This is a genomic window from Lentzea californiensis, from assembly GCF_024648825.1.
In the GTDB taxonomy this organism is placed as follows: Bacteria; Actinomycetota; Actinomycetes; order Mycobacteriales; family Pseudonocardiaceae; genus Lentzea; species Lentzea californiensis.
Genome location: NZ_JANBBE010000009.1, coordinates 1 through 22,552 on the forward strand (window position 1 = coordinate 1; position 22,552 = coordinate 22,552).

23 protein-coding genes and 1 pseudogene are annotated in these 22,552 nt (G+C 69.3%); 17 read left to right on the forward strand and 7 right to left on the reverse strand.

Annotation, left to right across the window (positions count from 1 at the left end; genetic code table 11):
* Nucleotides 1–260, reverse strand: a pseudogene (locus LX88_RS44775) (IS982 family transposase); the annotation flags it as partial.
* Nucleotides 261–396: 136 nt separating this feature from the next.
* Between LX88_RS44775 and LX88_RS29055 the strand changes: the two are divergent.
* Nucleotides 397–1,116 (forward strand): SDR family NAD(P)-dependent oxidoreductase, encoded by a 720-nt coding sequence (locus LX88_RS29055; protein WP_258950952.1) that lies wholly within the window; start codon nt 397–399, stop codon nt 1,114–1,116.
* Here LX88_RS29055 and LX88_RS29060 read toward each other — a convergent pair.
* Nucleotides 1,079–1,678 carry a DedA family protein gene (locus LX88_RS29060; RefSeq protein ID WP_258950953.1) on the reverse strand — a complete coding sequence of 200 codons (600 nt, stop codon included), beginning with the start codon at nt 1,676–1,678 and terminating at the stop codon, nt 1,079–1,081. The genes LX88_RS29055 and LX88_RS29060 overlap by 38 nt on opposite strands.
* Nucleotides 1,679–1,765: 87 nt before the next feature.
* Between LX88_RS29060 and LX88_RS29065 the strand changes: the two genes are divergently transcribed.
* The 8 genes from LX88_RS29065 to LX88_RS29100 all read left to right on the forward strand — a co-directional run bounded on the left by LX88_RS29065 (nt 1,766) and on the right by LX88_RS29100 (nt 8,439).
* Nucleotides 1,766–3,874, forward strand: a complete 2,109-nt coding sequence (locus LX88_RS29065; RefSeq protein ID WP_258950954.1) for an XRE family transcriptional regulator — start codon at nt 1,766–1,768, stop codon at nt 3,872–3,874.
* Between the two features lie 96 nt (nt 3,875–3,970).
* Nucleotides 3,971–5,020: a hypothetical protein gene (locus LX88_RS29070; RefSeq protein WP_258950955.1), complete on the forward strand. Its 1,050-nt coding sequence runs from the start codon at nt 3,971–3,973 to the stop codon at nt 5,018–5,020.
* Nucleotides 5,017–5,319 carry a hypothetical protein gene (locus LX88_RS29075; protein ID WP_258950956.1) on the forward strand — a complete coding sequence of 101 codons (303 nt, stop codon included), beginning with the start codon at nt 5,017–5,019 and terminating at the stop codon, nt 5,317–5,319. Before LX88_RS29070 ends, LX88_RS29075 begins: the two co-directional genes overlap by 4 nt.
* Nucleotides 5,316–5,933 carry an ESX secretion-associated protein EspG gene (locus LX88_RS29080; protein WP_308203468.1) on the forward strand — a complete coding sequence of 206 codons (618 nt, stop codon included), beginning with the start codon at nt 5,316–5,318 and terminating at the stop codon, nt 5,931–5,933. The genes LX88_RS29075 and LX88_RS29080 overlap by 4 nt, the downstream gene beginning before the upstream one ends.
* Before the next feature lie 13 nt (nt 5,934–5,946).
* Complete coding sequence (locus LX88_RS29085) at nt 5,947–6,291, forward strand: YbaB/EbfC family nucleoid-associated protein (protein ID WP_258950957.1); 345 nt, start codon at nt 5,947–5,949, stop codon at nt 6,289–6,291.
* The gene (locus LX88_RS29090) at nt 6,288–6,587 is read left to right on the forward strand and encodes a type VII secretion target (protein WP_258950958.1); all 300 of its coding nucleotides are present in this window, start codon (nt 6,288–6,290) and stop codon (nt 6,585–6,587) included. Before LX88_RS29085 ends, LX88_RS29090 begins: the two co-directional genes overlap by 4 nt.
* Nucleotides 6,584–7,381 (forward strand): hypothetical protein, encoded by a 798-nt coding sequence (locus tag LX88_RS29095; protein WP_258950959.1) that lies wholly within the window; start codon nt 6,584–6,586, stop codon nt 7,379–7,381. Before LX88_RS29090 ends, LX88_RS29095 begins: the two co-directional genes overlap by 4 nt.
* Nucleotides 7,378–8,439 (forward strand): serine hydrolase domain-containing protein, encoded by a 1,062-nt coding sequence (locus LX88_RS29100; RefSeq protein ID WP_258950960.1) that lies wholly within the window; start codon nt 7,378–7,380, stop codon nt 8,437–8,439. The genes LX88_RS29095 and LX88_RS29100 overlap by 4 nt, the downstream gene beginning before the upstream one ends.
* Here the strand turns inward: LX88_RS29100 and sucD are convergent.
* Both sucD and sucC read right to left on the reverse strand, forming a co-directional pair.
* Entirely contained in the window at nt 8,432–9,310 is an 879-nt protein-coding gene (gene sucD / locus LX88_RS29105) for a succinate--CoA ligase subunit alpha (RefSeq protein ID WP_258950961.1), read from the reverse strand. The genes LX88_RS29100 and sucD overlap by 8 nt on opposite strands.
* Nucleotides 9,310–10,410, reverse strand: a complete 1,101-nt coding sequence (gene sucC / locus LX88_RS29110) for an ADP-forming succinate--CoA ligase subunit beta (protein ID WP_258950962.1) — start codon at nt 10,408–10,410, stop codon at nt 9,310–9,312. Before sucC ends, sucD begins: the two co-directional genes overlap by 1 nt.
* Before the next feature lie 126 nt (nt 10,411–10,536).
* Between sucC and LX88_RS29115 the strand changes: the two genes are divergently transcribed.
* From LX88_RS29115 to LX88_RS29140, 6 genes are all read left to right on the forward strand, one after another.
* Nucleotides 10,537–12,234 (forward strand): thiamine pyrophosphate-binding protein, encoded by a 1,698-nt coding sequence (locus LX88_RS29115; RefSeq protein WP_258950963.1) that lies wholly within the window; start codon nt 10,537–10,539, stop codon nt 12,232–12,234.
* 14 nt (nt 12,235–12,248) lie between these two features.
* Nucleotides 12,249–13,490: a formyl-CoA transferase gene (gene frc, locus LX88_RS29120; protein WP_258950964.1), complete on the forward strand. Its 1,242-nt coding sequence runs from the start codon at nt 12,249–12,251 to the stop codon at nt 13,488–13,490.
* A gap of 20 nt (nt 13,491–13,510) precedes the next feature.
* The gene (locus tag LX88_RS29125) at nt 13,511–15,658 is read left to right on the forward strand and encodes an acetate--CoA ligase family protein (protein WP_258950965.1); all 2,148 of its coding nucleotides are present in this window, start codon (nt 13,511–13,513) and stop codon (nt 15,656–15,658) included.
* Between the two features lie 152 nt (nt 15,659–15,810).
* Entirely contained in the window at nt 15,811–17,304 is a 1,494-nt protein-coding gene (locus LX88_RS29130; RefSeq protein ID WP_258950966.1) for an Nramp family divalent metal transporter, read from the forward strand.
* Between the two features lies 1 nt (nt 17,305).
* A complete protein-coding gene (locus LX88_RS29135) occupies nt 17,306–17,734 on the forward strand; it encodes a hypothetical protein (protein WP_258950967.1) in 429 nt (142 codons plus the stop codon).
* A gap of 25 nt (nt 17,735–17,759) precedes the next feature.
* Nucleotides 17,760–18,776, forward strand: a complete 1,017-nt coding sequence (locus tag LX88_RS29140) for a TerC family protein (RefSeq protein WP_258951213.1) — start codon at nt 17,760–17,762, stop codon at nt 18,774–18,776.
* Here the strand turns inward: LX88_RS29140 and LX88_RS29145 are convergent.
* Together LX88_RS29145 and LX88_RS29150 are read right to left on the reverse strand one after the other, a co-directional pair.
* Nucleotides 18,767–18,967: a hypothetical protein gene (locus tag LX88_RS29145; RefSeq protein WP_090064791.1), complete on the reverse strand. Its 201-nt coding sequence runs from the start codon at nt 18,965–18,967 to the stop codon at nt 18,767–18,769. The two genes, LX88_RS29140 and LX88_RS29145, sit on opposite strands and share 10 nt — an antisense overlap.
* Before the next feature lie 266 nt (nt 18,968–19,233).
* Nucleotides 19,234–19,959 carry a GntR family transcriptional regulator gene (locus tag LX88_RS29150; protein ID WP_258950968.1) on the reverse strand — a complete coding sequence of 242 codons (726 nt, stop codon included), beginning with the start codon at nt 19,957–19,959 and terminating at the stop codon, nt 19,234–19,236.
* A 98-nt stretch (nt 19,960–20,057) separates the two neighbouring features.
* Here LX88_RS29150 and LX88_RS29155 point away from each other — a divergent pair, with 98 nt between their 5' ends.
* Complete coding sequence (locus LX88_RS29155) at nt 20,058–21,035, forward strand: 2-dehydropantoate 2-reductase (RefSeq protein WP_258950969.1); 978 nt, start codon at nt 20,058–20,060, stop codon at nt 21,033–21,035.
* A gap of 1 nt (nt 21,036) precedes the next feature.
* The gene (locus LX88_RS29160; protein ID WP_258950970.1) at nt 21,037–21,882 is read left to right on the forward strand and encodes a LysR family transcriptional regulator; all 846 of its coding nucleotides are present in this window, start codon (nt 21,037–21,039) and stop codon (nt 21,880–21,882) included.
* A gap of 134 nt (nt 21,883–22,016) precedes the next feature.
* Here the strand turns inward: LX88_RS29160 and LX88_RS29165 are convergent, their stop codons facing one another.
* A complete protein-coding gene (locus tag LX88_RS29165) occupies nt 22,017–22,520 on the reverse strand; it encodes a hypothetical protein (protein ID WP_258950971.1) in 504 nt (167 codons plus the stop codon).
* Between the last annotated feature and the right edge of the window lie 32 nt (nt 22,521–22,552).

The following is a 22,552-nucleotide window of genomic DNA, read 5'->3' on the forward strand; positions in this document are numbered from 1 at the left end:
AGCCGCTTGTTGTAACCCGACTGCTGAGGCAGGTACCGAAACAGGTGCCCCAGATGAGCGTGGGCGTAGCGCAGCCAGCGGGCTTCGGAGGTGTGGCCCAGCAGTGCCTGCATCACCGCGAGGGTGACCAGTTCGGCATCGGTCAGGCTGGGCACGATGCCGACCTTCGGCCGCCACGGCGCTAATCGAGGTTGCGCCCTGAGCAAGTCGTCGGTTCTGACGTAAAGTGCGGTCGCGAGGGTGTCAATGTCGGTCGTCACAACCCGTACATCGACACCCTCGCTTCGCGTCTCTAGACGCCTACCCCTTGGACTTACTCATCTAGTCACAGACGTGAACCCCGATGGGCTAACAGGCCGATCGACCTGCATGTATTCGACTGTTATCAAGGTCCGCATGACACGCACAGCAGTGGTGACCGGCGGCGGTACCGGCATCGGCAAGGCGGTGGCGGCCCGGCTCGCCGAGCAGGGCTTGGACGTGGTGATCACGGGCAGGCGGGAGGACGTGCTCAAGGCGGCGGCCGAGGAGATCGGCGCACGGGCGGTGGTGTTCGACGCGGCCGACCCGGAGTCGGTGGAGGCGGCGCTGAGCGACCTGCCGTCCTCTGTGGACGTTCTGGTCAACAACGCGGGCGGCAACATGACCCGCCGCCTGCCCGCGCCGGAGAACCTGACCGACGTGCGGAACCTGTGGCTCGCGAACTACGAGTCCAACGTGATCAGCGCCGTCCTGGTGACGACCGCGCTCGAACCGCGACTGGCGGACAACGCTCGGGTGGTGACGCTCGGCTCGATCGCGGGCCGGCGGGGTTCGGGTGCCTACGGCGCGGCCAAGTCCGCGGTCGAGGCGTGGACGGCGGACCTTGCGTTCGCCCTGGGGGCGAGGGGGATCACGGTCAACGTCGTGTCGCCGGGTGTCGTCGAGGACACCGAGTTCTTCGGCGGCACCCTGAGCGAGGAACGGCGCAAGAAGCTCGTCGGCAACCCGGCGAACGGCCGTGCGGGCACCCCGGCCGACGTCGCCGCGGCGATCACGTTCCTGACCTCGCCGGAGGCCGGGCACATCACCGCCCAGGTCATCGGGGTGAACGGCGGAGCCGGGCTCGGACGCTGAACCCGATGACCGCGAGCAGCACGACGACGAGCGCGATCCACGAGAACTCCGCGAGGTAGTGCTCGGCGGCCTCTCCCACGAGATAGACGGCCGCTGTCGTGCCGCCGGCCCACGCGATGCCGCCAGCCGCGTTGGCCAGCAGGAACTTCCCGTAGTGCATGCCCATCGTGGCGGCGAGCGGCCCGGACAGGATCCGCAGCAACGCCACGAACCGGCCGAAGAAGACCGCCCAGGCGCCGAACCGTTCGAACAGCGCCTGGGCGCGTCCGACCTTCTCATTACTGAAGTGGCGGGGGAACTTCTCACCTGCCCAGCCGAAGATCCGCGGCCCGAACCGCTTACCGAGCGCGTACCCCGCGCTGTCTCCGATGATCGCCCCGGCGGACGCGGCGACACCGACCCACAGCGGCGAGACGCCGTCGTGGTGCGAGGCCATGAGCGCCGCCGCGACGAGCACGACCTCGCCCGGCAGCGGGATCCCCATGCTCTCGACCCCGACGACCAGGCCCACGACGACGTAGACCAGCAACGGTGGAACGGCGTCGAGCCACTCGGTCAGCACAGCGCGATCTTCCTCCAACCGGATGGGATCGGCCACGAGACGCGGCCGTCTCGGTAGTCTGCTGATCATCTGGACGAGGGGGCGGTTGTGGCGAGCCAGTTCGGCTTACTGCTGCGTCAATGGCGGCAGCGGGCGGGATTGAGCCAGGAAGCGCTCGCCGGTCGCGCTGCCGTGGGCATTCGCACGGTGCGTGGGCTGGAGACCGGTGAACGGACCGATCCCCGCATGGGCACCGTGCGCGCGTTGGCGGACGCCCTGGAGCTCACCGGCGCCGAACGGGTCGAGCTGTTCTCCGCCGCCGGGCGGGACGAACCGCTGGTCGTCGAGCCGGTCCGGTTCGACCCGCTGCACGAGGCCGCCGAGACGTTGAAGGTCGCGATCGAGGCCCGGTGGCGGCGCGAGGAGGAGCAGCGGCAGGTCCACGACCCGGTGCCGCTGCCGGTGCGCTGGGACGAGGCGCCCGCGACGTGGATGGACAGCCGGCTCAACATCGGCGCCGAGGGCGCGCTCAGCGGACGGCTCGACCAGGTCGTCGAGGTCTACCGCGGGGTGGGGTCGCGGCGGCTGGTCGTGCTGGGGCGGGCCGGGGCCGGCAAGACGGTGCTGACCACGCGGTTCGTGCTGGACCTGCTCGGCGCGCGCAACCCGGCCGACCCGGTGCCGGTGATCTTCCACCTCGGGGCGTGGCATCCCGGACGCCTGGGACTGCGCGACTGGCTCGCCGGTCAGCTGACGCGCGACCACCCGTTCCTCGCGGCGCCGGGACCCGGTGGCGGCACGCTGGCGGCGGCGCTGGTCGACGCGCAACGGGTGCTGCCCGTGCTGGACGGCTTCGACGAGATCGCGACCGGGCTGCACCGGCCGGCGCTCAACGCGTTGAACACCACCACTCTGCCGTTGCTGCTGACCAGCCGGGTGGACGAGTACCGCGACGCCGTGGAGGGCACGGACGTGCTGACGTCGGCCGCCACGGTCGTGCTGGCCGACCTGACGTGCGACGACCTCGCGGACTACCTGCCGCGCACCACCCGCAAGACCGGGCCGGGCGGCAACGCCTGGAAGCCCGTGCTGGACGAGGTGCGCAACGGCGGTCCCCTGGCGGAGGTGCTGACGACGCCGTTGATGGTGGCGCTGGCGAGGCGGATCTACAGCGACACCCCGGACCACGATCCGATCGCGCTGCTGGACTTCCCCGAGCCGGACCAGATCGAACGTCACCTGCTCAGCAGCTTCATACCGGCTGTGTACGGCGTGCATGCCGAACGTGTGCAGCCGTGGCTCGGTTACCTCGCCGACCACCTGACCCGGCTCGGCACGCACGACGTGGCCTGGTGGCGGTTCGGCACGTCGTCGGTGGTGACCGGCGTGACCGTCGGCGTGGCGGTCGGGCTCGCGGACCTGGCGCTGGAGGCCGTGCTGCTGGGCGGGCTGGCCGCCAGGGGCGTGGCGTTCGCGGTGATGATCGGGCTGGTCACCGGCGTGCTGTTCGGGGTGGCGCACCGGTTCGTGGTGAGCAGGACGCCGATCGAACCCATGCGGACCCGGCTGCGGCTGCGTGGCCGCGCCGGCAGGCGGGTGTGGTCGCGCGGACTGCTCGGGCTGGCGTTCGGCGGCGCGGTCGGTGCCGCCTACGGGCTGGTGCGCGCGATGGCGTACTGGCTGGTCACACCTGGTTTCGAGATGACGACCGGGGTGCTGGTCGACGTCGGCGTGTTCGGCCTGGTGTTCGGGTTCGGCGCCGGGATGGTGTTCGCCGTGGTCGCCGCGACGGAGGCGCCGCTCGACGTGCGGTCGGCGGGCAGTCCGGACGGCCTGCTGGCGGCGAACCGGCGTGCGGTGCTCTGGCTCGTCGCGATGATGGTGCCGGTGTTCGCGGTGTTCGTCGCGGGGGCCACCGGGGTCGTCGCGAGCGGGCTGACGGCGTTGCGGTTCGAGGTGGTGTGGAGCCCGGCGACGGCCCTGTCGCTCGGGCTCGTCGGCGGGATCGGCGGCGGGCTGGCGTACGTGCTGAGCCTGACCGCGTGGGGGCAGTGGGTGGTGTTCGCGCGCGTGTGGCTGCCGCTGACCGGGAAGCTGCCGTGGGGGTTGCCGGCGTTCCTCGACGACGCCTACCGGCGTGGCGTGCTGCGCCGGGCGGGTGCGGTCTACCAGTTCCGCCACGCCCGCCTGCAGGACCATTTCGCGCGTTTGCGCTGATCAGGCAGACCGGCCACAAGTGGCCGGTCGTCTGGCCTGTCCGTCGTTCGGCCCCGCTGTGATCGTTTCGGCGGGACGGACGAAGGGGGTCGAGGGGTGTCGCCTGGTGAGATCAACTGGGAGGCGTACAGCCACGAAGAGTTGCACCGGATGCTGTGGCAGGACGCCGACGTCGCGGACGTGAGCACGGTCGCCGACGAGTGGACGCGTCACCGCGCCGCGCTGGACGCGCACGCCGAGGTGCTGCGGGAGCAGCGGGCGGCGTTGCTCGACGGGTGGACCGGGGCCGCGGCGGAGGAGGCCTCCACGCGGCTCGGTGCGCTGGCCGAGCGGATCGGGAAGATCAGCGAACTGGCCGCGGCGGGGCAGAGGGCCGCGCAGGACTCAGCCGACGCGCTGGCCGCGGCTCGGGCCGCGATGCCGCCACCGCCAGGGCCGGGAACGACGATGCCCGCGTTCGCCGGTCTGCCCAGTGCGCCTTTCGCGTTGCCCGGCGCACCGGCGCCGTTGGCGTTGCCCGGCACGCCGTTCGGACTGCCCGCCGCGCCCGCGCCGTTCGCGTTGCCGGGCGCTCCCGCGCCGATGGCTCTGCCGAGCGCTCCCACGATGCCGGCGGGGACATCGGGCTTCTACTTCTACTTCGGCGCCGCCTCCGCCGACCAGCAGAAGGCCCAGGCGGTCCGGGCGATGCAGACCTACGAGTCCAGCCTGAACGGCAGCGGCCGCCTGATCGAGGACGCCAGGAGCAACGTCCCGCAGGCCGCCGCCACACCTCGTGCCGCGGCCGTGGCCCAGGTGAGGACGCCCAGCTCGGGCGGCGTGCCGTGGCAGCGGCTGGTGGGCGGTTCGGGGGCGACGGCCACGCGGGGTCCGGTGATCGGTGGCACCGCCCCGGTCAGCCAGCAGCTCACACCGGGCATGCGGGCCGGCGTCATGTTCGGTCAGCACGGCGGAATCGCCGCGACCGGCACCCTCACCGCCGACCCGCGCACAGCCGGTCAGAACAACGCGATGGGCGCACCTCCGGCGGGAGCGGCGCGCAAGGACGAGGACCAGGAGCACGAGAACCAGATGCCGACACTCGACCACGACCTGTTCGCGGTGACCGAGCGGGTGTCCCCGGCCGTGATCGGGGAGGAACGGTGACCGGCTTCGAGGTCGCGCCCGACCAGCTGCAGGACCGGGTGAGGACCCTGGGCAGGCTGGCCGAGCTGACCGCCGGCCTCGTGGCGACGTCGAGCAGGCTGGCCGAGCGGCAGCCGTTGCTCGGGACAGCGCCGCCGGCCCAGGACCTGTCGCGCCGGCTCAAGGACGCGGGGTCGGGCCTCGCGGGCGAGGTGGGCGCCGCCGAACGCGAGGTGCGCGAGTTCCGGCAGATGCTCGCCGACATCAGGTCCACCTACACCGAGACCGACGCCGACCAGGCGCGGAAGGCAGCCCGGTGATCGCCTTCGGCCTGGTGGAGATGGATTTGCTCGCCACGCACGCGGGTGTGCGCTGGCCGTTCCCGCTGCGGGTGCCGTCGTTCGGCAAGCTCGCGGACGAACGCGCGCGGCTCCTCGCCGAGGCGGGCCACGGGTTGCAGGCACGCGGACTCGCCGAAGCGCACGGACCTGTCGGCATGGCCGCGTCTCTGGTCACCGCACTGCACGAGCACACCGCTGTGGTCGATCTCGTCGTGCCCGGCACGGGTGCGGTGGCGATGGTCCACGGCGACGAAGCCGTGGTGTGCACGCAGTCCGAGAGCACGGTCCGGGTGGTGCACGTCGAGGCGGAGACGCTCGGCGACGAGCTCGTGGCGCTGGTTCCATACGCCCGGCCCGCGCAGCTCATGCCGATCACCCTGCCGCCCGGCGCCGGACTCGACCTCGAGGTCACCGGGCAGGGCCAGGCGGGTGTGGTCAGGGGCGGGCAGCGGCAAGAAGTGTCCTGGTTGGACAGTGCGAGCGGACGGGTCAGGGTCGACGCCGGTGACGACGGCTGGGTGAGCGTCAACCCGTTGCGACATCACGACCTGGTTCGCCTGATCGGTGAGCTCGCCGCGATCGCGCGAGCCTGACGGAGGGGGAGAAGTGGATCCAGCACAGTGGCTGGCGGACTACCAGGAACGCCTGGAACGAGTCGCGTACAGCGCACGGTCGGCGAGCGCGAGCCTGGCCGAGGTGGGGGCGAAGGCGACCTCGCCACGCGGCGAGGTCACCGTGACGGTGAACGCGGGCGGGGTGCTCGGCGACGTCGCGCTGACGCCGGCGGCGCGCAGGCTCGACGTGGACACGCTCGCGATGCTGATCGTCAGCACCGCGCGGGAGGCGCAACGGCTGGCGAGCACGCGGATGACCGAGGTCATGGCGGACTACCTCGGCGAAAGCGACGCGCTGCACCAGATCACCAGGCACCTGCCGGAGGCCGTGCGATGAGCTTCACCGCCGACCACGAGCAGTTGCGCCGCCACGCCAGGACCCTGACCGGGTACGCCGACCAGCTGTCCGGCACCGGAAGCCGGTTGCCCGGCCAGGTCGGTCAGACCTCGCTCGGCTCGTTCGCCCAGTTCCTCAGCACCGGCCTGAGCGGCTCGATGGCGGAGACGACGGGTGCGTTCGCGCACCTCGCGTCCACGATGGACAAGGTGGGCGAGGGCGTGCGGCGGACCGCCGAGAACTACCAGCGCACCGACGAGCGCAACGCCGCGGCCATCACGGGAGCGGGCCGATGACCGCCACCACGACGGACGCGGGCACGATCGCCGCGCTGCTGAACGAGCTCCGCACCACCACGAACGCCATCTCCGGCGACGAGTGGCTGTCGTCCGGTCTGGCTCAGACCCCGAAGGCCCCGATGAGTGAGCTGGGGTCGAACGGGAAACCGTTGCAGGCCCTGGACAGTGCGGGCGCCGGCTTCCTCACGCCGATGATCTCGTTCCTGGAGGAGCCGCTGAACGAGCTGCGCGGCGACCCCGACGGCGTCCAGCAGGGCGCGGGCGAGTTCCAGAACGCGAGCAAGGCCGCGACCGGCCTCGCCGGCGAGTACGGCGCCAAGGCGGGCAGCGAGACCGACGGCTGGACCGGCGACAGCGCGGCCGAGTACGCCAAGACGGGCAAGGAGCTCGTCGACGGCGTGCTGTCCGTGGCCGAGACGGCGCTGACCAACGCGACCGCGCTGATCAAGGCGGGCGAGGTGGTCGCGCAGGTGGTCGCCGAGGTGACGCGGCTGATCGCCGAGGCGGTCGGCAGGATCGTGCCGATCATGACCCAGGCGATCGCCTCGGCGGCCGTCACGTTCGGGCAGAGCATCGCCGTGGCGATCCCGCAGTGCGTGCAGATCGCCGTCGAGTGCGGTGGGCAGATCGCGGTCAAGCTCGGCGAGCTGCTGACCAGCGGGGAGAACCTGATCAAGCTGGTCGAGGGCGCGCAGGCGGTGCTGAAGGTCGTGAAGCAGGCGATGTCGGTGATCGGCGACAAGGCCTCTGGCTCGGCCGAGCTGCCGACCGTCAAGGAGGTGACCGCGTGAAGCGCCTCGCCGTGCTCGTCTGCGCGCTCCTGCTCTTCGGCGTCACACCGGCGAAGGCCGACGACGCCGTGCAGCCGGTGCTCGACCAGTACCTGATGCAGGCGGGACCGGGCGCCGCCGTGCACACCGGGTCCGGTACGCGGTCGACCGGCACCGGGAAGCTCCACGAGCGGCGCCCGATCACCGCGGCCGACCACTTCCGGATCGGCAGTCAGACCAAGACGTTCACCGCTGTGGTGGTGCTGCAACTCGTCGACGAGGGCCGCGCCGAACTGGACGCCCCGATCTCGCGGTACCTACCCGGCGTCGTCACCGGCAACTACAACGGCGACGTGATCACCGTGCGCCAGTTGCTGCAGCACACCAGTGGGCTCGTCCGCGACGTCCGCGACGCGAAGGCGGGCGCGGGCGGTACCTACGCGCTGGCCGAGCTCGTCCGCTCGGCGATGGACGAGCCCGCGCAGAACGCCCCCGGTGCCGCTCAGAACTACTCGAACGTCGGCTTCCTGGTGCTGGGCCTGCTGATCGAACGCCTCACCGGCAGGCTGGCCGGCGACGCGATCACCGAGCGGATCATCCACCCCCTTGGCCTGACCGAGACGCGCTTCCCGGCACCCGGTGACCGTGCGTTGAAGACGCCTTTCCTGAACGGTTATCTGGGCGGCCGCCTCGGCCAGCTGTTCTTCTGGACCGAGGCGGCCACCGCCGTCGAGCTGTCGTTCTGGAGCACCGCCGGTGCCATGGAGTCCACTTTGGACGACCTCCAGCGGTTCTACCGCGCGGTGGTCGGCGGCAGACTCGTCTCACCCGCGGCGCTGGCCGAGATGAAACGCACCTTCGGCCCGGCCGACGTCTACGGCCTGGCCCTGGTGAAGATGCCGCTGTCGTGCGGCGTGGTCGCGTGGGGTCACAACGGTGCCCTGACCACCGGGCACTACTCGTTCACCCTGACCACCGACGATGGCCGGTTCGCGTCGGTCGTGACCAACACGAACTGGCAGGGCTCCGGCAAGCCCTCGGCCGTCGACGTGGCCGACAGGGCGATCTGCACTAGCTAGTCAGGATCGCCCGTGCGAGGGCGGCGGTCTCGGACGGCGTCCTGCCGACCTTGATCCCGGCCGCCTCCATGGCCAGCTTCTTCGCCTCCGCCGTGCCCGAGGAGCCCGAGACGATGGCGCCCGCGTGGCCCATCGTCCTGCCCTCGGGCGCGGTGAAGCCGGCGACGTAGCCGACCACGGGCTTGGACACGTTGTCCCGCACGAACTCCGCCGCCCGTTCCTCCGCGTCGCCGCCGATCTCGCCGATCATCACGATCAGCTCGGTCTCCGGGTCCGCCTCGAACGCCTCGATCGCGTCGATGTGCGTGGTGCCGACGATCGGGTCGCCGCCGATGCCGACGCACGTGGTGAAGCCGAAGTCCTTCAGCTCGTGCATCAGCTGGTACGTCAGCGTTCCCGACTTCGACACCAGGCCGATCGACCCCGGTTTGGTGATGTCCGCGGGGATGATGCCCGCGTTGGACCTGCCGGGACTGATGATGCCGGGGCAGTTGGGGCCGATGATCCGCGTCGAACGGCCCTGCGCGTGTGCCCAGAACCGTGCCGTGTCGTGGACCGGGACGCCCTCGGTGATCACCACGGCCAGGCCGATGCCGGCGTCTATCGCCTCGATCACCGCGTCACCGGTGAAGGCGGGCGGGACGAAGAGCACCGATACGGTCGCGCCCGTCTCCGCCATCGCCTGGGCGACCGTGCCGTACACCGGCAGAGTCACGTCGTCGAAGCCCACGGACGTGCCGGCCTTGCGGGCATTGACGCCGCCGACGACCTTCGTACCGGCCGCGAGCATCCGGCGGGTGTGCTTGGCACCCTCCGAACCCGTCATGCCCTGCACGACCACGCGGCTGTTCTCGTCGAGGAAGATCGCCATCAGGACTCCTTGCCGGCGAGGGCGGCGGCACGGCCCGCCGCGTCGTCCATCGTGTGCGCCACGGTGATCAGCGGGTGCCGCGCCTCGTCGAGGATGCGGTGGCCCGCTTCGGCGTTGTTGCCGTCGAGGCGGACCACCAGGGGTTTGTCGGCGCGGTCGCCGAGCATGCCGAGGGCCTGCACGATTCCGCCGGCCACCGCGTCGCACGCGGTGATGCCGCCGAACACGTTCACGAACACGCTGCGGACCGACGGGTCCGAGAGGACGACGTCGAGGCCGTCGGCCATCACCTGGGCCGAGGCGCCGCCGCCGATGTCGAGGAAGTTCGCCGGTGCGGCGCCGGCCAGCGCCACGACGTCCAATGTGGACATCACGAGTCCCGCGCCGTTGCCGATGACACCGACGGTGCCGTCGAGCTTGACGTAGTTCAGGCCCTTCTCGGCGGCCCGCACCTCCAGCGGGTCACCGGACGCGGCATCCGTTGGTCGAGAGTGCCGGAACGCCGCGTTGTCGTCCAGTGTCACTTTGCCGTCCAGCGCGATGATCCGGCCGTCCTTGGTGCGCGCCAACGGGTTCACCTCGACCAGGGTGGCGTCCTCAGCGACGAAGACCTTCCACAGGGCGGAAGCGACGGCGTTCACCTCTGCGGCGATCTCCGTTGAGAACACCGCCGATGCGTCGAAGGCCGAAGCTGGCATCCGGGTGATGGAGTCCGCCATCTCCTCGATCTCCATGCCGCCGGTGGCCGACGCCATCCCGATGAACGTCCTGTTGGCACGGTCGAGCAGGAACGACAGGTAGTATTCCTCGGCGATCTCGCTCGCCTCCGTGATCAGGACCTCGTGCACGGTGTGGCCCTTGATGTCCATCCCCAGGATGGCCGCTGCTGCGACGAAAGCTTCGTCGGGCGTCGAAGCGAGTTTGATGCCGCCGGCCTTGCCGCGCCCGCCGGTCTTCACCTGGGCCTTCACGACGACAGTGCCGCCGAGTTCCGCGGCTGCCTCGCGCGCGGATTCAGGAGTGTCCGCCACGAAACCACGCGGAACGGGCACCCCGTACCGCTCGAAGAGGTCCCGCGCCTCGTGTTCGAAAAGATCCACCGTCTACGTCCTCTCGCCGAAAACTTGCGGCCATCTATGGACATCCGGTTGGTAGCGGAGTAACGATATGCCTACCTCATACGGTATGCAATCTACAGTCGAAGCGCCAAGGGGAGCTGATCGCCGATGACGAGTTCCGCGGAGCCGGAGTCGATTCCTGAGTCCATCTCTGGTGGCCACCTGGTGGCGAAGGCCCTCAAAGCCGAGGGCGTCGACACCATCTTCACGCTGTGCGGCGGGCACATCATCGACATCTACGACGGCTGCGTGGACGAGGGCATCGCCGTCATCGACGTCCGGCACGAGCAGGTCGCGGCGCACGCGGCCGACGGGTACGCGCGGATCACCGGCAAACCCGGTTGCGCCGTCGTGACCGCGGGGCCGGGCACCACCGACGCCGTCACGGGCGTCGCGAACGCGTTCCGCGCGGAGAGCCCGATGCTGCTGATCGGCGGCCAGGGTGCGTTGAGCCAGCACAAGATGGGCTCGCTGCAGGACCTCCCGCACGTCGACATGATGACGCCGATCACGAAGTTCGCGGCGAACGTCCCGCACACCGCCCGCATCGCGGACATGGTGTCGATGGCGTTCCGCGAGGCCAACGCCGGCGCGCCGGGCCCGTCGTTCCTGGAGATCCCGCGTGACGTCCTGGACGCCAAGGTGCCGCTGAGCACCGCCCGAGTACCGGAGGCGGGCCACTACCGCGCGTCCACGCGCAGCGTCGGTGACCCGGCGGACATCGAGAAGCTCGCGGACCTGCTGGTGCACGCCAAGAAGCCCGCGATCCTGCTGGGTTCCCAGGTGTGGACGACGCGGGCCACCGACTCCGCGATCGACCTCGTCCGCACGCTCAACATCCCCGCCTACATGAACGGCGCGGGCCGCGGCACGCTGCCGCCCGGCGACCCGCACCACTTCCAGCTGTCGCGCCGTTACGCCTTCGACAACGCCGACGTCATCGTGATCGTCGGAACCCCGTTCGACTTCCGGATGGGCTACGGCCGAAGGCTTTCCGCGAACGCGACCGTCGTCCAGATCGACCTCGACTACCGCACCGTCGGCAAGAACCGCGACATCGACCTCGGCATCGTCGGTGACGCCGACCTCGTCCTGTCGAGCGTCGCGCAGGCCGCCTCGGGTCGCGAGGACAACGGCGCGATGGGCCGCAAGGTGTGGCTGGAGGAACTGCAGGCGGTCGAGGAGAAGGCCCGGCAGAAGCGCGCCGAGCACCTGCTGTCCGAGGACATGCCGATCCACCCGTACCGCCTGGTGAGCGAGATCAACGACTTCCTCACCGAGGACTCCATCTACATCGGCGACGGTGGCGACGTCGTCACGTTCTCCGGCCAGGTCGTGCAACCGAAGTCCCCCGGCCACTGGATGGACCCCGGTCCCCTCGGGACGCTCGGAGTCGGCATCCCGTTCGTGCTGGCCGCGAAACTGGCCAGGCCGGACAAGGAGGTCGTGGCCCTCTTCGGCGACGGCGCGTTCAGCCTCACCGGCTGGGACTTCGAGACTCTGGTCCGCTACGACCTGCCGTTCGTCGGCATCGTCGGCAACAACTCGTCGATGAACCAGATCCGCTACGGCCAGGCGGCCAAGTACGGGCTGGAACGCGAGCGCGTCGGCAACACGCTCGGCGACGTGAAGTACGACCAGTTCGCCAAGATGCTCGGCGGTTACGGCGAGGAAGTGCGCGACCCCAAGGACATCGCGCCGGCGTTGCGTCGCGCGCGGGAGTCCGGCAAGCCCTCGCTGATCAACGTGTGGATCGACCCCGACGTGTACGCGCCCGGAACCATGAACCAGACGATGTACAAGTAGGTGAGCTGACCAAAATGGGTAAAACTCAGGCCAAGGCCTTGGAGGGCGTCAAAGTCCTCGACATGACGCACGTGCAGTCCGGACCCTCGTCGACCCAGCTGCTCGCCTGGCTCGGTGCCGACGTCATCAAGCTGGAAACGCCGGGACGGGGCGACATCACCCGCGGCCAGCTGCGCGATCTGCCCGAAGTGGACAGCCTCTACTTCACGATGCTCAACTGCAACAAGCGGAGCATCACCCTCAACATGAAGTCCGCCGAGGGCAGGGAGGTCTTCGAGAAGCTCGTCGGCGACGCCGACGTCCTCGTCGAGAACTTCGGCCCCGGCGTGGTCGAGCGGTTCGGCTACCCGTGGGAGAAGCTGCACGCGCTCAACGAGAAGCTCGTCTACGCGTCGATCAAGGGCTTCGGGCCCGGCCGCTACGCCGACTTCAAGGCGTACGAGGTGATCGCGCAGGCGATGGGCGGCTCGATGAGCACCACCGGGTTCGAGGAGGGACCGCCGCTCGCCACGGGCGCGCAGATCGGCGACTCGGGCACCGGCATCCACCTCGTGGCCGCGATCCTGGCCGCGCTGTACCAACGGACCAACACCGGACGCGGGCAGCGCGTCCAGGTCGCGATGCAGGACGCCGTGCTCAACCTGTGCCGGGTGAAGCTGCGCGACCAGCAGCGGCTCACCCACGGGCCGCTGGGGGAGTACCCGAACGAGCAGTTCGGGGACGAGGTGCCCCGCTCCGGCAACGCATCCGGTGGTGGCCAGCCCGGCTGGGCGGTGCGCTGTGCCCCCGGCGGCCCGAACGACTACATCTACGTGATCATCCAGCCCGTCGGCTGGGCCCCGCTGACCGAGCTGATCGGCAGGCCCGAACTCGCCGAGGACCCGGCGTGGGCCACACCCGAGGTCAGGCTCTCCAAGCTGGACAAGGCGTTCGCGCTGATCGAGGAGTGGACGGAGAAGCACACCAAGTGGGAGGTGATGGACAAGCTCAACGCCCACAACATCCCGTGCGGACCCATCCTGTCCACCAAGGAGATCATCGAGGACGAGACGCTGGCCGAACTGGGCACCGTGGTCGAGGTCGAACACCCCGAGCGCGGCTCGTTCAAGACGGTCGGCAACCCGCTCAAGCTCTCCGACTCGGTCGTCGAGATCCAGCGCCCGCCGCTGCTCGGTGAGCACAACGACGAGGTTCTCGGAGCCCTGGGCTACAGCGCGGACCGGCTGGCCGGGCTGCGCGCCGCCGGCGTCATCTAACCTCGAGGAGACGGAGTCTCATGCCGGACAACGGCTACGACCGCGCCGCGGTCGAGAACGTGCTCGCGAAGGTGCGGGCGGAGGGACGGTCGTCGCTCACCGCGCCGGAGGGCAAGCGGGTCTGCGACGCCTACGGGATCGCGACCCCTGCCGAGGCGCTGGCGAAGTCGTCGGAGGGCGCCGTCGCGTTCGCCGAGGAGATCGGCTACCCGGTCGTGCTCAAGATCGTCTCATCGGACATCCTGCACAAGACCGAGGCGGGCGGCGTGCTGGTCGGCCTGCGCAACGCCGGTGAGGTCGCCGAGGGCTACCGCACGATCATCCACAACGCCAGGAACTACAAGGCGGACGCGGACGTCACCGGCGTCCAGGTCCAGCAGCAGCTGCCGACCGGGAAAGAGGTCCACGAGGTCATCGTGGGCGCCACCACCGACGAGACGTTCGGCAAGGTCGTCGCGTTCGGCCTCGGCGGCATCCTGGTCGAGGTGCTCAAGGACGTCACGTTCCGGCTGGCGCCGACCAGTCCGGCCGAGGCCCTGTCGATGGTCAACGGCATCGCGGCCGCGGAGATCCTGCGCGGTGTCCGCGGCGCGGAGGGCGTCGACGCGGACGAGCTCGCCGACCTGATCCACCGCGTTTCGGACCTGGTCACGGACTTCCCGCAGCTCGCGGAGGTCGACCTCAACCCCGTGCTGGCGACGCCTTCCGGGGCCACCGCGGTCGACGTCCGCATCCTGGTGGACGAGAACGCCGCCAAGAAGCCGTACAGGTTCACCCAGGACGAGATCCTCGCCTCGATGAACCGGATCATGAAGCCGAACGCCGTCGCCGTGATCGGTGCCTCGAACGAAGAGGGCAAGATCGGCAACTCGGTGATGAAGAACCTCGTCAACGGCGGCTACCGGGGTGAGATCCACCCGATCAACCCCAAGGCGGACGAGATCCTCGACCGCAAGGCGTTCGCGAGCATCGCCGACGTGCCGGGAGACATCGACGTCGCGGTGTTCGCCATCCCGGCGAAGTTCGTGCCGGCCGCGCTCGAAGAGGTCGGCAAGAAGGGCGTCGGCGGCGCGATCATGATCCCGTCCGGCTTCGGCGAGACGGGCAACATCGAGCTGCAGAACGAGATCGTCGCGATCGCGCGCAAGTACGGCGTGCGCATCCTCGGTCCGAACATCTACGGCTACTACTACACCCCGGAGAACCTCTCGGCGACGTTCTGCACGCCGTACGACGTCAAGGGCGGCGTCGCCCTCACGTCGCAAAGTGGCGGAATCGGCATGGCGATCCTCGGTTTCAGCCGTTCCGCGGGCATGGGCGTCTCGTCGATCGTGGGTGTGGGCAACAAGGCCGACATCGACGAGGACGACCTGCTGACGTTCTTCGAGTCCGACCCGAACACCCAGCTCATCGCGATGCACCTGGAAGACCTCAAGGACGGCCGGTACTTCGCCGAGACCGCGAAACGCGTCTCGCAGAAGAAACCGGTCGTCGTGCTCAAGGCGGGACGGACCGACCAGGGCGCCAAGGCCGCGAGCTCGCACACCGGCGCACTCGCCGGCAACGACCGGGTCTACGACGACATCCTCAGGCAGAGCGGCGTGATCCGCGCACCCGGCCTGAACGACCTGCTGGAGTACGCGCGCGGAATCCCGCTGCTGGCCACGCCGAAGGGCGAGAACGTCGTCATCATCACCGGTGCGGGCGGCTCGGGCGTGCTGCTCTCGGACGCCTGTGTGGACAACGGTCTCAGCCTCATGAGCATCCCGGACGACCTGGACGCGGCGTTCCGGAAGTTCATCCCGCCGTTCGGCGCGGCGGGCAACCCCGTCGACATCACCGGCGGGGAACCGCCCTCCACGTACCGGAACACGATCGCGCTCGGCCTCGCCGACGACCGCATCCACTCGTTGATCCTCGGCTACTGGCACACCATCGTCACGCCCCCGATGGTGTTCGCGAAGCTCGTGGTCGACGTCGTGGAGGAGTACCGGGCGAACGGGATCCACAAACCCGTCGTCGCTTCCCTCGCAGGTGACGTCGAGGTCGAGGAAGCCAGCGAGTACCTGTACCGGCACGGAGTGGTTGCGCATCCCTACACAACGGAGAAGCCTGTCGCGGTACTGGGCGCCAAGTACCGGTGGGCCCGTGCCGCCGGCTTGCTGTAGTTAGGTCGTTGGCGGTTTCCGTTGCTGTAGTGGCGGAAACCGCTTGCGGCATGCACGGAGAGATGGCCCGTCCGCGACCGTGAACACGCCCACGGTCGCGAACCCGCCAGGGAGGTCAACGAAGACAGCCGGTCCTCTGGAGGTTGTTAACCGTGGATGATCCAAATCTGGCCGCTCGCACGGAAACCAGTACTCCGCCCGAGAAGGAGCGAGTCTGGGCCGCGGGCAAGCTGGAAGCGATGCCCATCAGGAAACTTCCCGACGCACCACCGTCGATCCACCTGCTCGGTCCCACGGTGTTCCTGGTGGCCCTAGGCGTGGGCATGGGCGAGTCCTACATGTGGCCACGCCTGGTGCTGGTCTTCGGACCGGACATCAGGTGGCTCTTCCTCATCGGCGTGACGCTGCAGGCCGTCGTCATGCTCGAGATGGCGCGGTACGCGATGGCGACGGGGGAGAGCATCTTCTTCGGCGCCGCACGCGTGTTCAAACCGATCATGTGGTTCTTCTTCGTGGTCGCGATGCTCGTCTACGTCTGGCCAGGTCACCTGTCGGCCGGAGCGGCGGCTCTGGAGAAGATCACCGGCATACCCTGGACGGTGTCGGCCTGCGTGGGCCTGATCCTGGTCGGGGTGCTGTTCAGCCTCGCCAAGGTCATCTACAACCTGCTCGAGAACCTGCTGTCCATCCTCATCGGACTGCTCGTCGTCAGCACCGCGGTGGTGGCGGCGATGGTCGGCACCTGGGGAGACCTGACCAGCACGGTGTCCGGCATGTTCCAGTTCGGGTACTTCCCGGCACAGGCCATGTCACCGGAGTGGTTCCCGATCATCGTCGGCTCGATCGCGTTCGCCGGCCCGTCCGGCATGCAGCAGATGTGGTACACGCTGCACCTGCGCGACAGCGGTGCCGGCATGGGCGCGCACATCCCGAAGGTCCGGGGACTGCGGCACGCGGGCGAGGAGGAGAAGATGCCCGCCCGCGGCTTCATGTTCGACACCGACGACAAGGCGGAGCTCGCGAAGTGGAAGGGCTGGCGGCGCTGGGTCACGTTCGACGCGCTGTTGCTCTTCTGGGGCATCACGATGCTCGTCACGGTTTCTTTCACGGTCCTCGCGCAGTCGGCTTCACGAACCTCGCCGGACGTCAAGAACCTCATCGAGAACGGTGAGCGTGAAGCCGCTTTGAACGCCATGTCCGACGCCTTCGCGTCCGCGGGCGGGCCGGTGCTCGGCTCGGTGTTCCTCGGGTTCATCGCGTTGATCGGCCTGAACGCCACGCTGGGTCTGTTCGACTCGTTCTCGCGCGGCCAGGCGGACATGACGTACCACTTCGTCAAGGGCGCGAAGAAGTTCCGGATGTCGCACCTCTACGCGGGATTCCTCTGGGGTGTCATCACGTTCGGCATCCTGGTCCTGCTGTTCGGACCGGCCGACGGACCGGGCGCGATCCTCGACGTGCTCGCTTTTCTGTCGACGTTCGCCATGGGCGCCTACTGCGTGGTGCTGCTGCTGGTGAACAACCGGATGCTGCCGAAACCCATCCGCCCCAAGCTGGTCACCAACATCATCATCGGCTTCGGCGCGGTGTTCTACCTGGGCATGCTGTTCTTCAGTCTCGTCAAGTTCGGAGTGGTGGTCGGCTGAGATGGCTATCCGCGAAGGCTTTCTCGGAGAAGCGGTGCCCGGCGCGTTCGTCGGTCTCGCCGCGGGGCTCATCGCGGGAGGGCTGGCCGCGCTCGTCGGCCAGCCGCTCGGGTGGGCGCTCGTCACCACGGTCGCGCTCGGCCTGCCGCTGGGCGCGTTCGGCGGCGGCTTCAGCCTGCTGGTGGCGGCGGGCCGGCTCCCGGCCGGCCGGTTCGCTCCCGTCGCCCTCTACTGGCTCGTGGCGTTCCCGCTGGCCAGGCTCGTCCACGAGACCACCGTGGGCCTCGTGCTCGCCGGTCAGGTCCGGCTGCCCCCGGATCTGGCCGGTTTCCTCGCCTACCAAGGCATCGTGAGCCTCGGCTGGGCCATCGGTTTCCTGTGGCTGCACGAGCGCATCGCCATGCGCCTGCGAGCCACCGCCTCCCGCTGACCTTCCGCCGAAGGAGCCAAGGATGTTGGATCTTCCCGTCTGGGTCTGGATCGCGACGATGGGCGGCATCGCCGCCGTCATCGCGTTCGACTTCTACCTGGTGGCACGCAAACCGCACGAACCGTCGTTCCGCGAGTCGTTGTACTGGGTGCTCTTCTACGTCGGCCTGGCCGTCCTGTTCGGACTCGGCGTCACGGTGTTCGCCGGGCCCGGTCACGGCGGTGAGTTCTTCGCCGGCTGGATCACCGAGTACTCGCTGAGCGTCGACAACCTGTTCGTGTTCGTGATCATCATGGCCCGGTTCGCGGTGCCGCGGGAGTACCGGCAGAAGGTGCTCATCGTCGGCATCGTCCTGGCCCTGTTGCTGCGCACTGTGTTCATCGCCCTGGGAGCACAGGCGATCTCGCGGTTCGACTGGCTGTTCTACTTCTTCGGCGCCTTCCTGATCTTCACCGCGTGGAAGCTGCTGAAGCAGGACGAGGCCGACGAGGCCGACGTCCCGGAGAACGCCGCCCTGCGCGCGGTGAAGAAGTTCCTGCCGGCGACCACGGTGTACCACGGCGCCGCGCTGACGACGCGCATCGACGGCAAGCGCGTGGTGACGCCGATGCTGGTCGTCATGGTCGCCGTGGGCACCACGGACCTGCTGTTCGCGGTGGACTCGATCCCGGCGATCTTCGGGCTCACCAAGGAGCCGTACCTGGTGCTGACCGCCAACGCGTTCGCGTTGATGGGCCTGCGCCAGCTCTTCTTCCTGGTGGGAGGTCTCCTGGACCGCCTGGTGCATCTGAGCAAGGGCCTCGCGGTGGTGCTCGCGTTCATCGGGTTCAAGCTCATCTTCGAAGCGATGCACCACCACGGTGTCTCGTGGGCTCCGGAGATCCCGATCGTGGTGTCTCTCGGGGTCATCGTGGCGACGCTCGCCGTCACGACGGTCTGGAGCCTGCACACCTCACGACGGGCTGCCCGCTCCGCCGTGGAGGATGCCGAGAGTGCGCGAAGGAGCGAAGAAGACGCTCCGGTCAGGGACTCTCAGCCGTGAATCGTGTGACCTTCGCTGTCCTTGCCCTCGAAACCGGGGCGGAGCGTCTTGGCCACGGCCGCCTGGGCCTCGGCGTCCTTGCGCTGTTCCGCCAGCGCGGTGGACAGTCCGAGGCCCAGCGCGCGGCCGTCAGCGGAGGCACCGTTGCGCGGCTCGGTGAGGGAACGAGCGAAGTTCTTCAAGCGGGACATGGTCTTCCTCCTGTCGATGGTGGCTCCCGGGGCGCGCAGAGACCTGACAGGTGCTGCGGCGCGGGAGGAACAGGGCTGCGGCCGGGGTCTGTTCCGCCGGATGTCCGTCGTGCGGGTACCCGGTGGGAAACCTCTCGCGGGTCGCCGTTGGCCCCGTCCCTGTCGCCATTCAGGATACTGCGTTTTGTATGCAATCGTCCGGCATCGTGTCGTGGATCACCCGTACGGTACCAAATGACCGTTTTGGGTGATCCGCGAGTGACGAGTCAGTCGCTGTCGGTGGAGCCTTCGGGCGCCTTGCGGTCGTGGTAGGTCTGGCGGGTCTGCTCCGCATGGCGGTGCATGACCTCGCCGGCCCGTTCCGCGTCACCGTCGGCGATGGCCGTGACCAGCTCGGCGTGCTCGTTCCAGGAGTCGCGGCTGCGCGGGCGCGCGATCGGCGTGTAGTACCAGCGCACCCGGCGGTCGACCAGGCCGATCATCTCGGACAGGACCTTGTTGCGGCTGATCGCCGCGACGGCCGCGTGCAGGTCGGCGTTCGCCTTGACCAGGCGCTCGACGTTCTCGGTGCCCAGGGCCTCCTCGCCGGCCTTCTGCAGCTTCCTGAGAAGCTTCACGTCGGCGGCGGTGGCGTGCTCGGCGGCGAGCTTGGCCGAGTAGGTCTCCAGCACGCTGCGCACGGCGAGCAACTGGTCGGCCTCCTCCTCGGTCGGCGTGTGCACGAAGGCGCCCTGGGCGGGACGCAGGTCGACCCAGCCGTCGGTCTGGAGCCGCTGCAGGGCCTCGCGCACCGGTTGCCTGCTCACGCCGAGGTACTCGGCGAGTTCGGCCTCGACCAGGTGCTGGCCGGGCTCGAGGGTGCGGTTGACGATCAGCTCGAGCAAGGCGTCGTAGACGGCCTGTCGCAGCGGTGCGGGACGTTCGACCCGGCGGGTCGCCGCGGCACTGAGTGAACCGCGGGGCGCCCGGCGGCCACTGGGCAAAGAGGTCATGCCGGGCAGAGTACAGCTTTTCGCATACAAAAAGCAGTTCTGGTGATGTGGGCGTGTTGTCCGTATACTGTATGCAATATTAGCGAGCGGGGCGTGCTATGAAGATCGCTGTTCTCGGAGCCGGAGCGATCGGTGCCTACGTCGGTGCGGCTTTGCATCGTGCGGGCGTGGAAGTCCACCTGATCGCGCGTGGAGCCCATCTCGCCGCAATGCGTGAGCACGGCGTGCGGGTGCTGAGCCCGCGCGGTGATTTCACCGCGCGTCCACACGCGACCTCGGATTCCGCGGAGGTGGGCGAGGTCGACTACGTCTTCCTCGGTCTGAAGGCGTACTCGTACGCGTCGTCAGCCGATCTGCTGGCACCGCTGATGGGCCCGGACACGGCCGTGATCGCGGCGCAGAACGGGATCCCGTGGTGGTACTTCCACGGCATGACCGGACATCCCCTCGAGGGACAACGGATCGAGTCCGTGGACCCCGGAGGGTCGGTCACCGCCGTGCTGCCCATGGAACGGGCGATCGGCTGCGTCGTCTACTGCTCGACCGAGATCGAGTCGCCCGGTGTGATCCGGCACTTGGAGGGCACGCGGTTCTCCATCGGCGAGCCGGACCGCAGCATCTCCCCGCGGTGCGTCGCGCTGAGCGAGGCGATGATCGCGGGCGGGTTGAAGTGCCCGGTGGAGAAGGACGTCCGCGAGGACATCTGGATCAAACTCATGGGCAACGTGGCGTTCAACCCGCTGAGTGCGCTGACCCGCGCGACGATGGTGGAGATCTGCGACCACTCGGACAGCCGCGACCTGGTGGCGCAGATGATGGCGGAGACCCTGACCATCGCGCGGGCCGCGGGCTGCGACCCGCAGATCTCCATCGACAAGCGCATCGACGGCGCCCGCCGCGTCGGGCACCACAAGACGTCGATGCTGCAGGACCTGGAAGCCGGGAAGCGGCTGGAGATCGACGCGATCATCGCCGCCGTGGTGGAGATCGCCGAGCTCACCCGCGTGCCGGCGCCGACGCTGCGGCACGTCTACGCGGCGATCGACCTGCTGTCGCGCACGTCGCTGGTGTCCTGAGTTGCTGCTGCGACAGCTGGAGTACCTGGTCGCCCTGGCCCGCGAACGCCACTTCGCGCGCGCCGCGCAGGCCTGCCACGTGTCCCAGCCGTCGCTGTCGGCGGCGATCAGCAAGCTCGAACGCGAACTCGGGGTGCCGATCGTGTCCCGCGGCCGCCGTTTCGAGGCGCTGACGCCGGAGGGCGAACGGGTCCTGCTGTGGGCGCACCGCATGCTCGCCGACCGCGACGCGCTGCGGCAGGACCTGTCCCGCATGAGGGCGTCGCTGTCGGGGGTGCTCCGGATCGGAGCCATCCCGACAGCGCTCCCGGTCGCGCCCCTGCTGACCGCGCCGTTCTGCGAGCGCCACCCGCACGTGCGCGTGACGCTGGAGTCGTTGTCCTCGCAGGAGATCACGCGCGGGCTCGACGAGTTCGAGCTCGACATCGCGATGACGTACGTCGACGACTCGGTGCGCGCGATGCCGTTGTACGAGGAGCGCTACGTCCTGCTGACGCCCGCGGACGAGGAGATCGCCTCCCGTCCGGTGGCGCGGTGGGCCGACGTGGCCGCGCTGCCGTTGTGCCTGCTGACGTCGAAGATGCGCAACCGCCGGATCCTCGACTCGGTCTTCGCCGACGCCGGCGTGCAGCCCGTGCCGGTGATCGAGGCCGACGCCGTGGCGACGTTGTGGGCCCATGTGGCCACCCGCAAGTGGTCGAGCGTCATCGCCCACGCGTGGTTGCAGATGTTCGGCACGCCGGAAGGGATGCGGGTGGTGCGCATCGAGGATCCCAGCGGGTGCCGCGGATCGGGCTGGTCGTGGGGGAGCAGGCGTCGATGCCGGCGCGGGCGGTGCTCGGGCTGACCCGCGGGCTGGACGTGCGCGGGGAACTGGACCGGCTGCTGCACGAGCACCTCGACCGCCGGGACCTGTGACGGGACGAAAAAACGGGGGCCGGTGCGTCACCTCACCGGCCCCCGCCCCCCTTTCCCCCAAGATCAGCTGCCGGTGGCCTTGCCGTCTCCCCACAGCTGGGCCGGTCCCCACGGCTTCTGGATCTCGAAGTGGTGCGGATGCGCGACGGTGAGGCCGGTCCAGCAGTACTTGTAGTACGTGCCGTCGAGCTTGAAGTCGACCGTGGGCCCCTTCTTGCCGTCGATGCCGTCCTCGTCCCACATGATCACCTTGACGATCTTGCCCTTCCACTTCGGATCGTCGCTCTTGGTGCCGCGCAGGGTCACGCAGGCCTTGCCCCTGTTCTGGCGGCCGGGCGGCGTGAACTGGCGCGAGTCCAGCGAGCAGCACATCTCGAAGTCGAAGTTGAACGGCAGCGCCGCGGCGGCCGCGCTGAACGCGTCGTCGGTGGTTCCCGGCACCTGCGCGCCCGTGACAGGCAGGGCTTCGGCCACCTCCGGAGTGTCGGCCGCCCCCGCGGACCCGCTGAAGAGCGTGGCCACGAGCAGTGCTGCCGTCCCCAGGGCAGCAAGCGTTCTGGTCAGCATGGAATCCCCCTCCATTTGCCTCAGTTGATGAG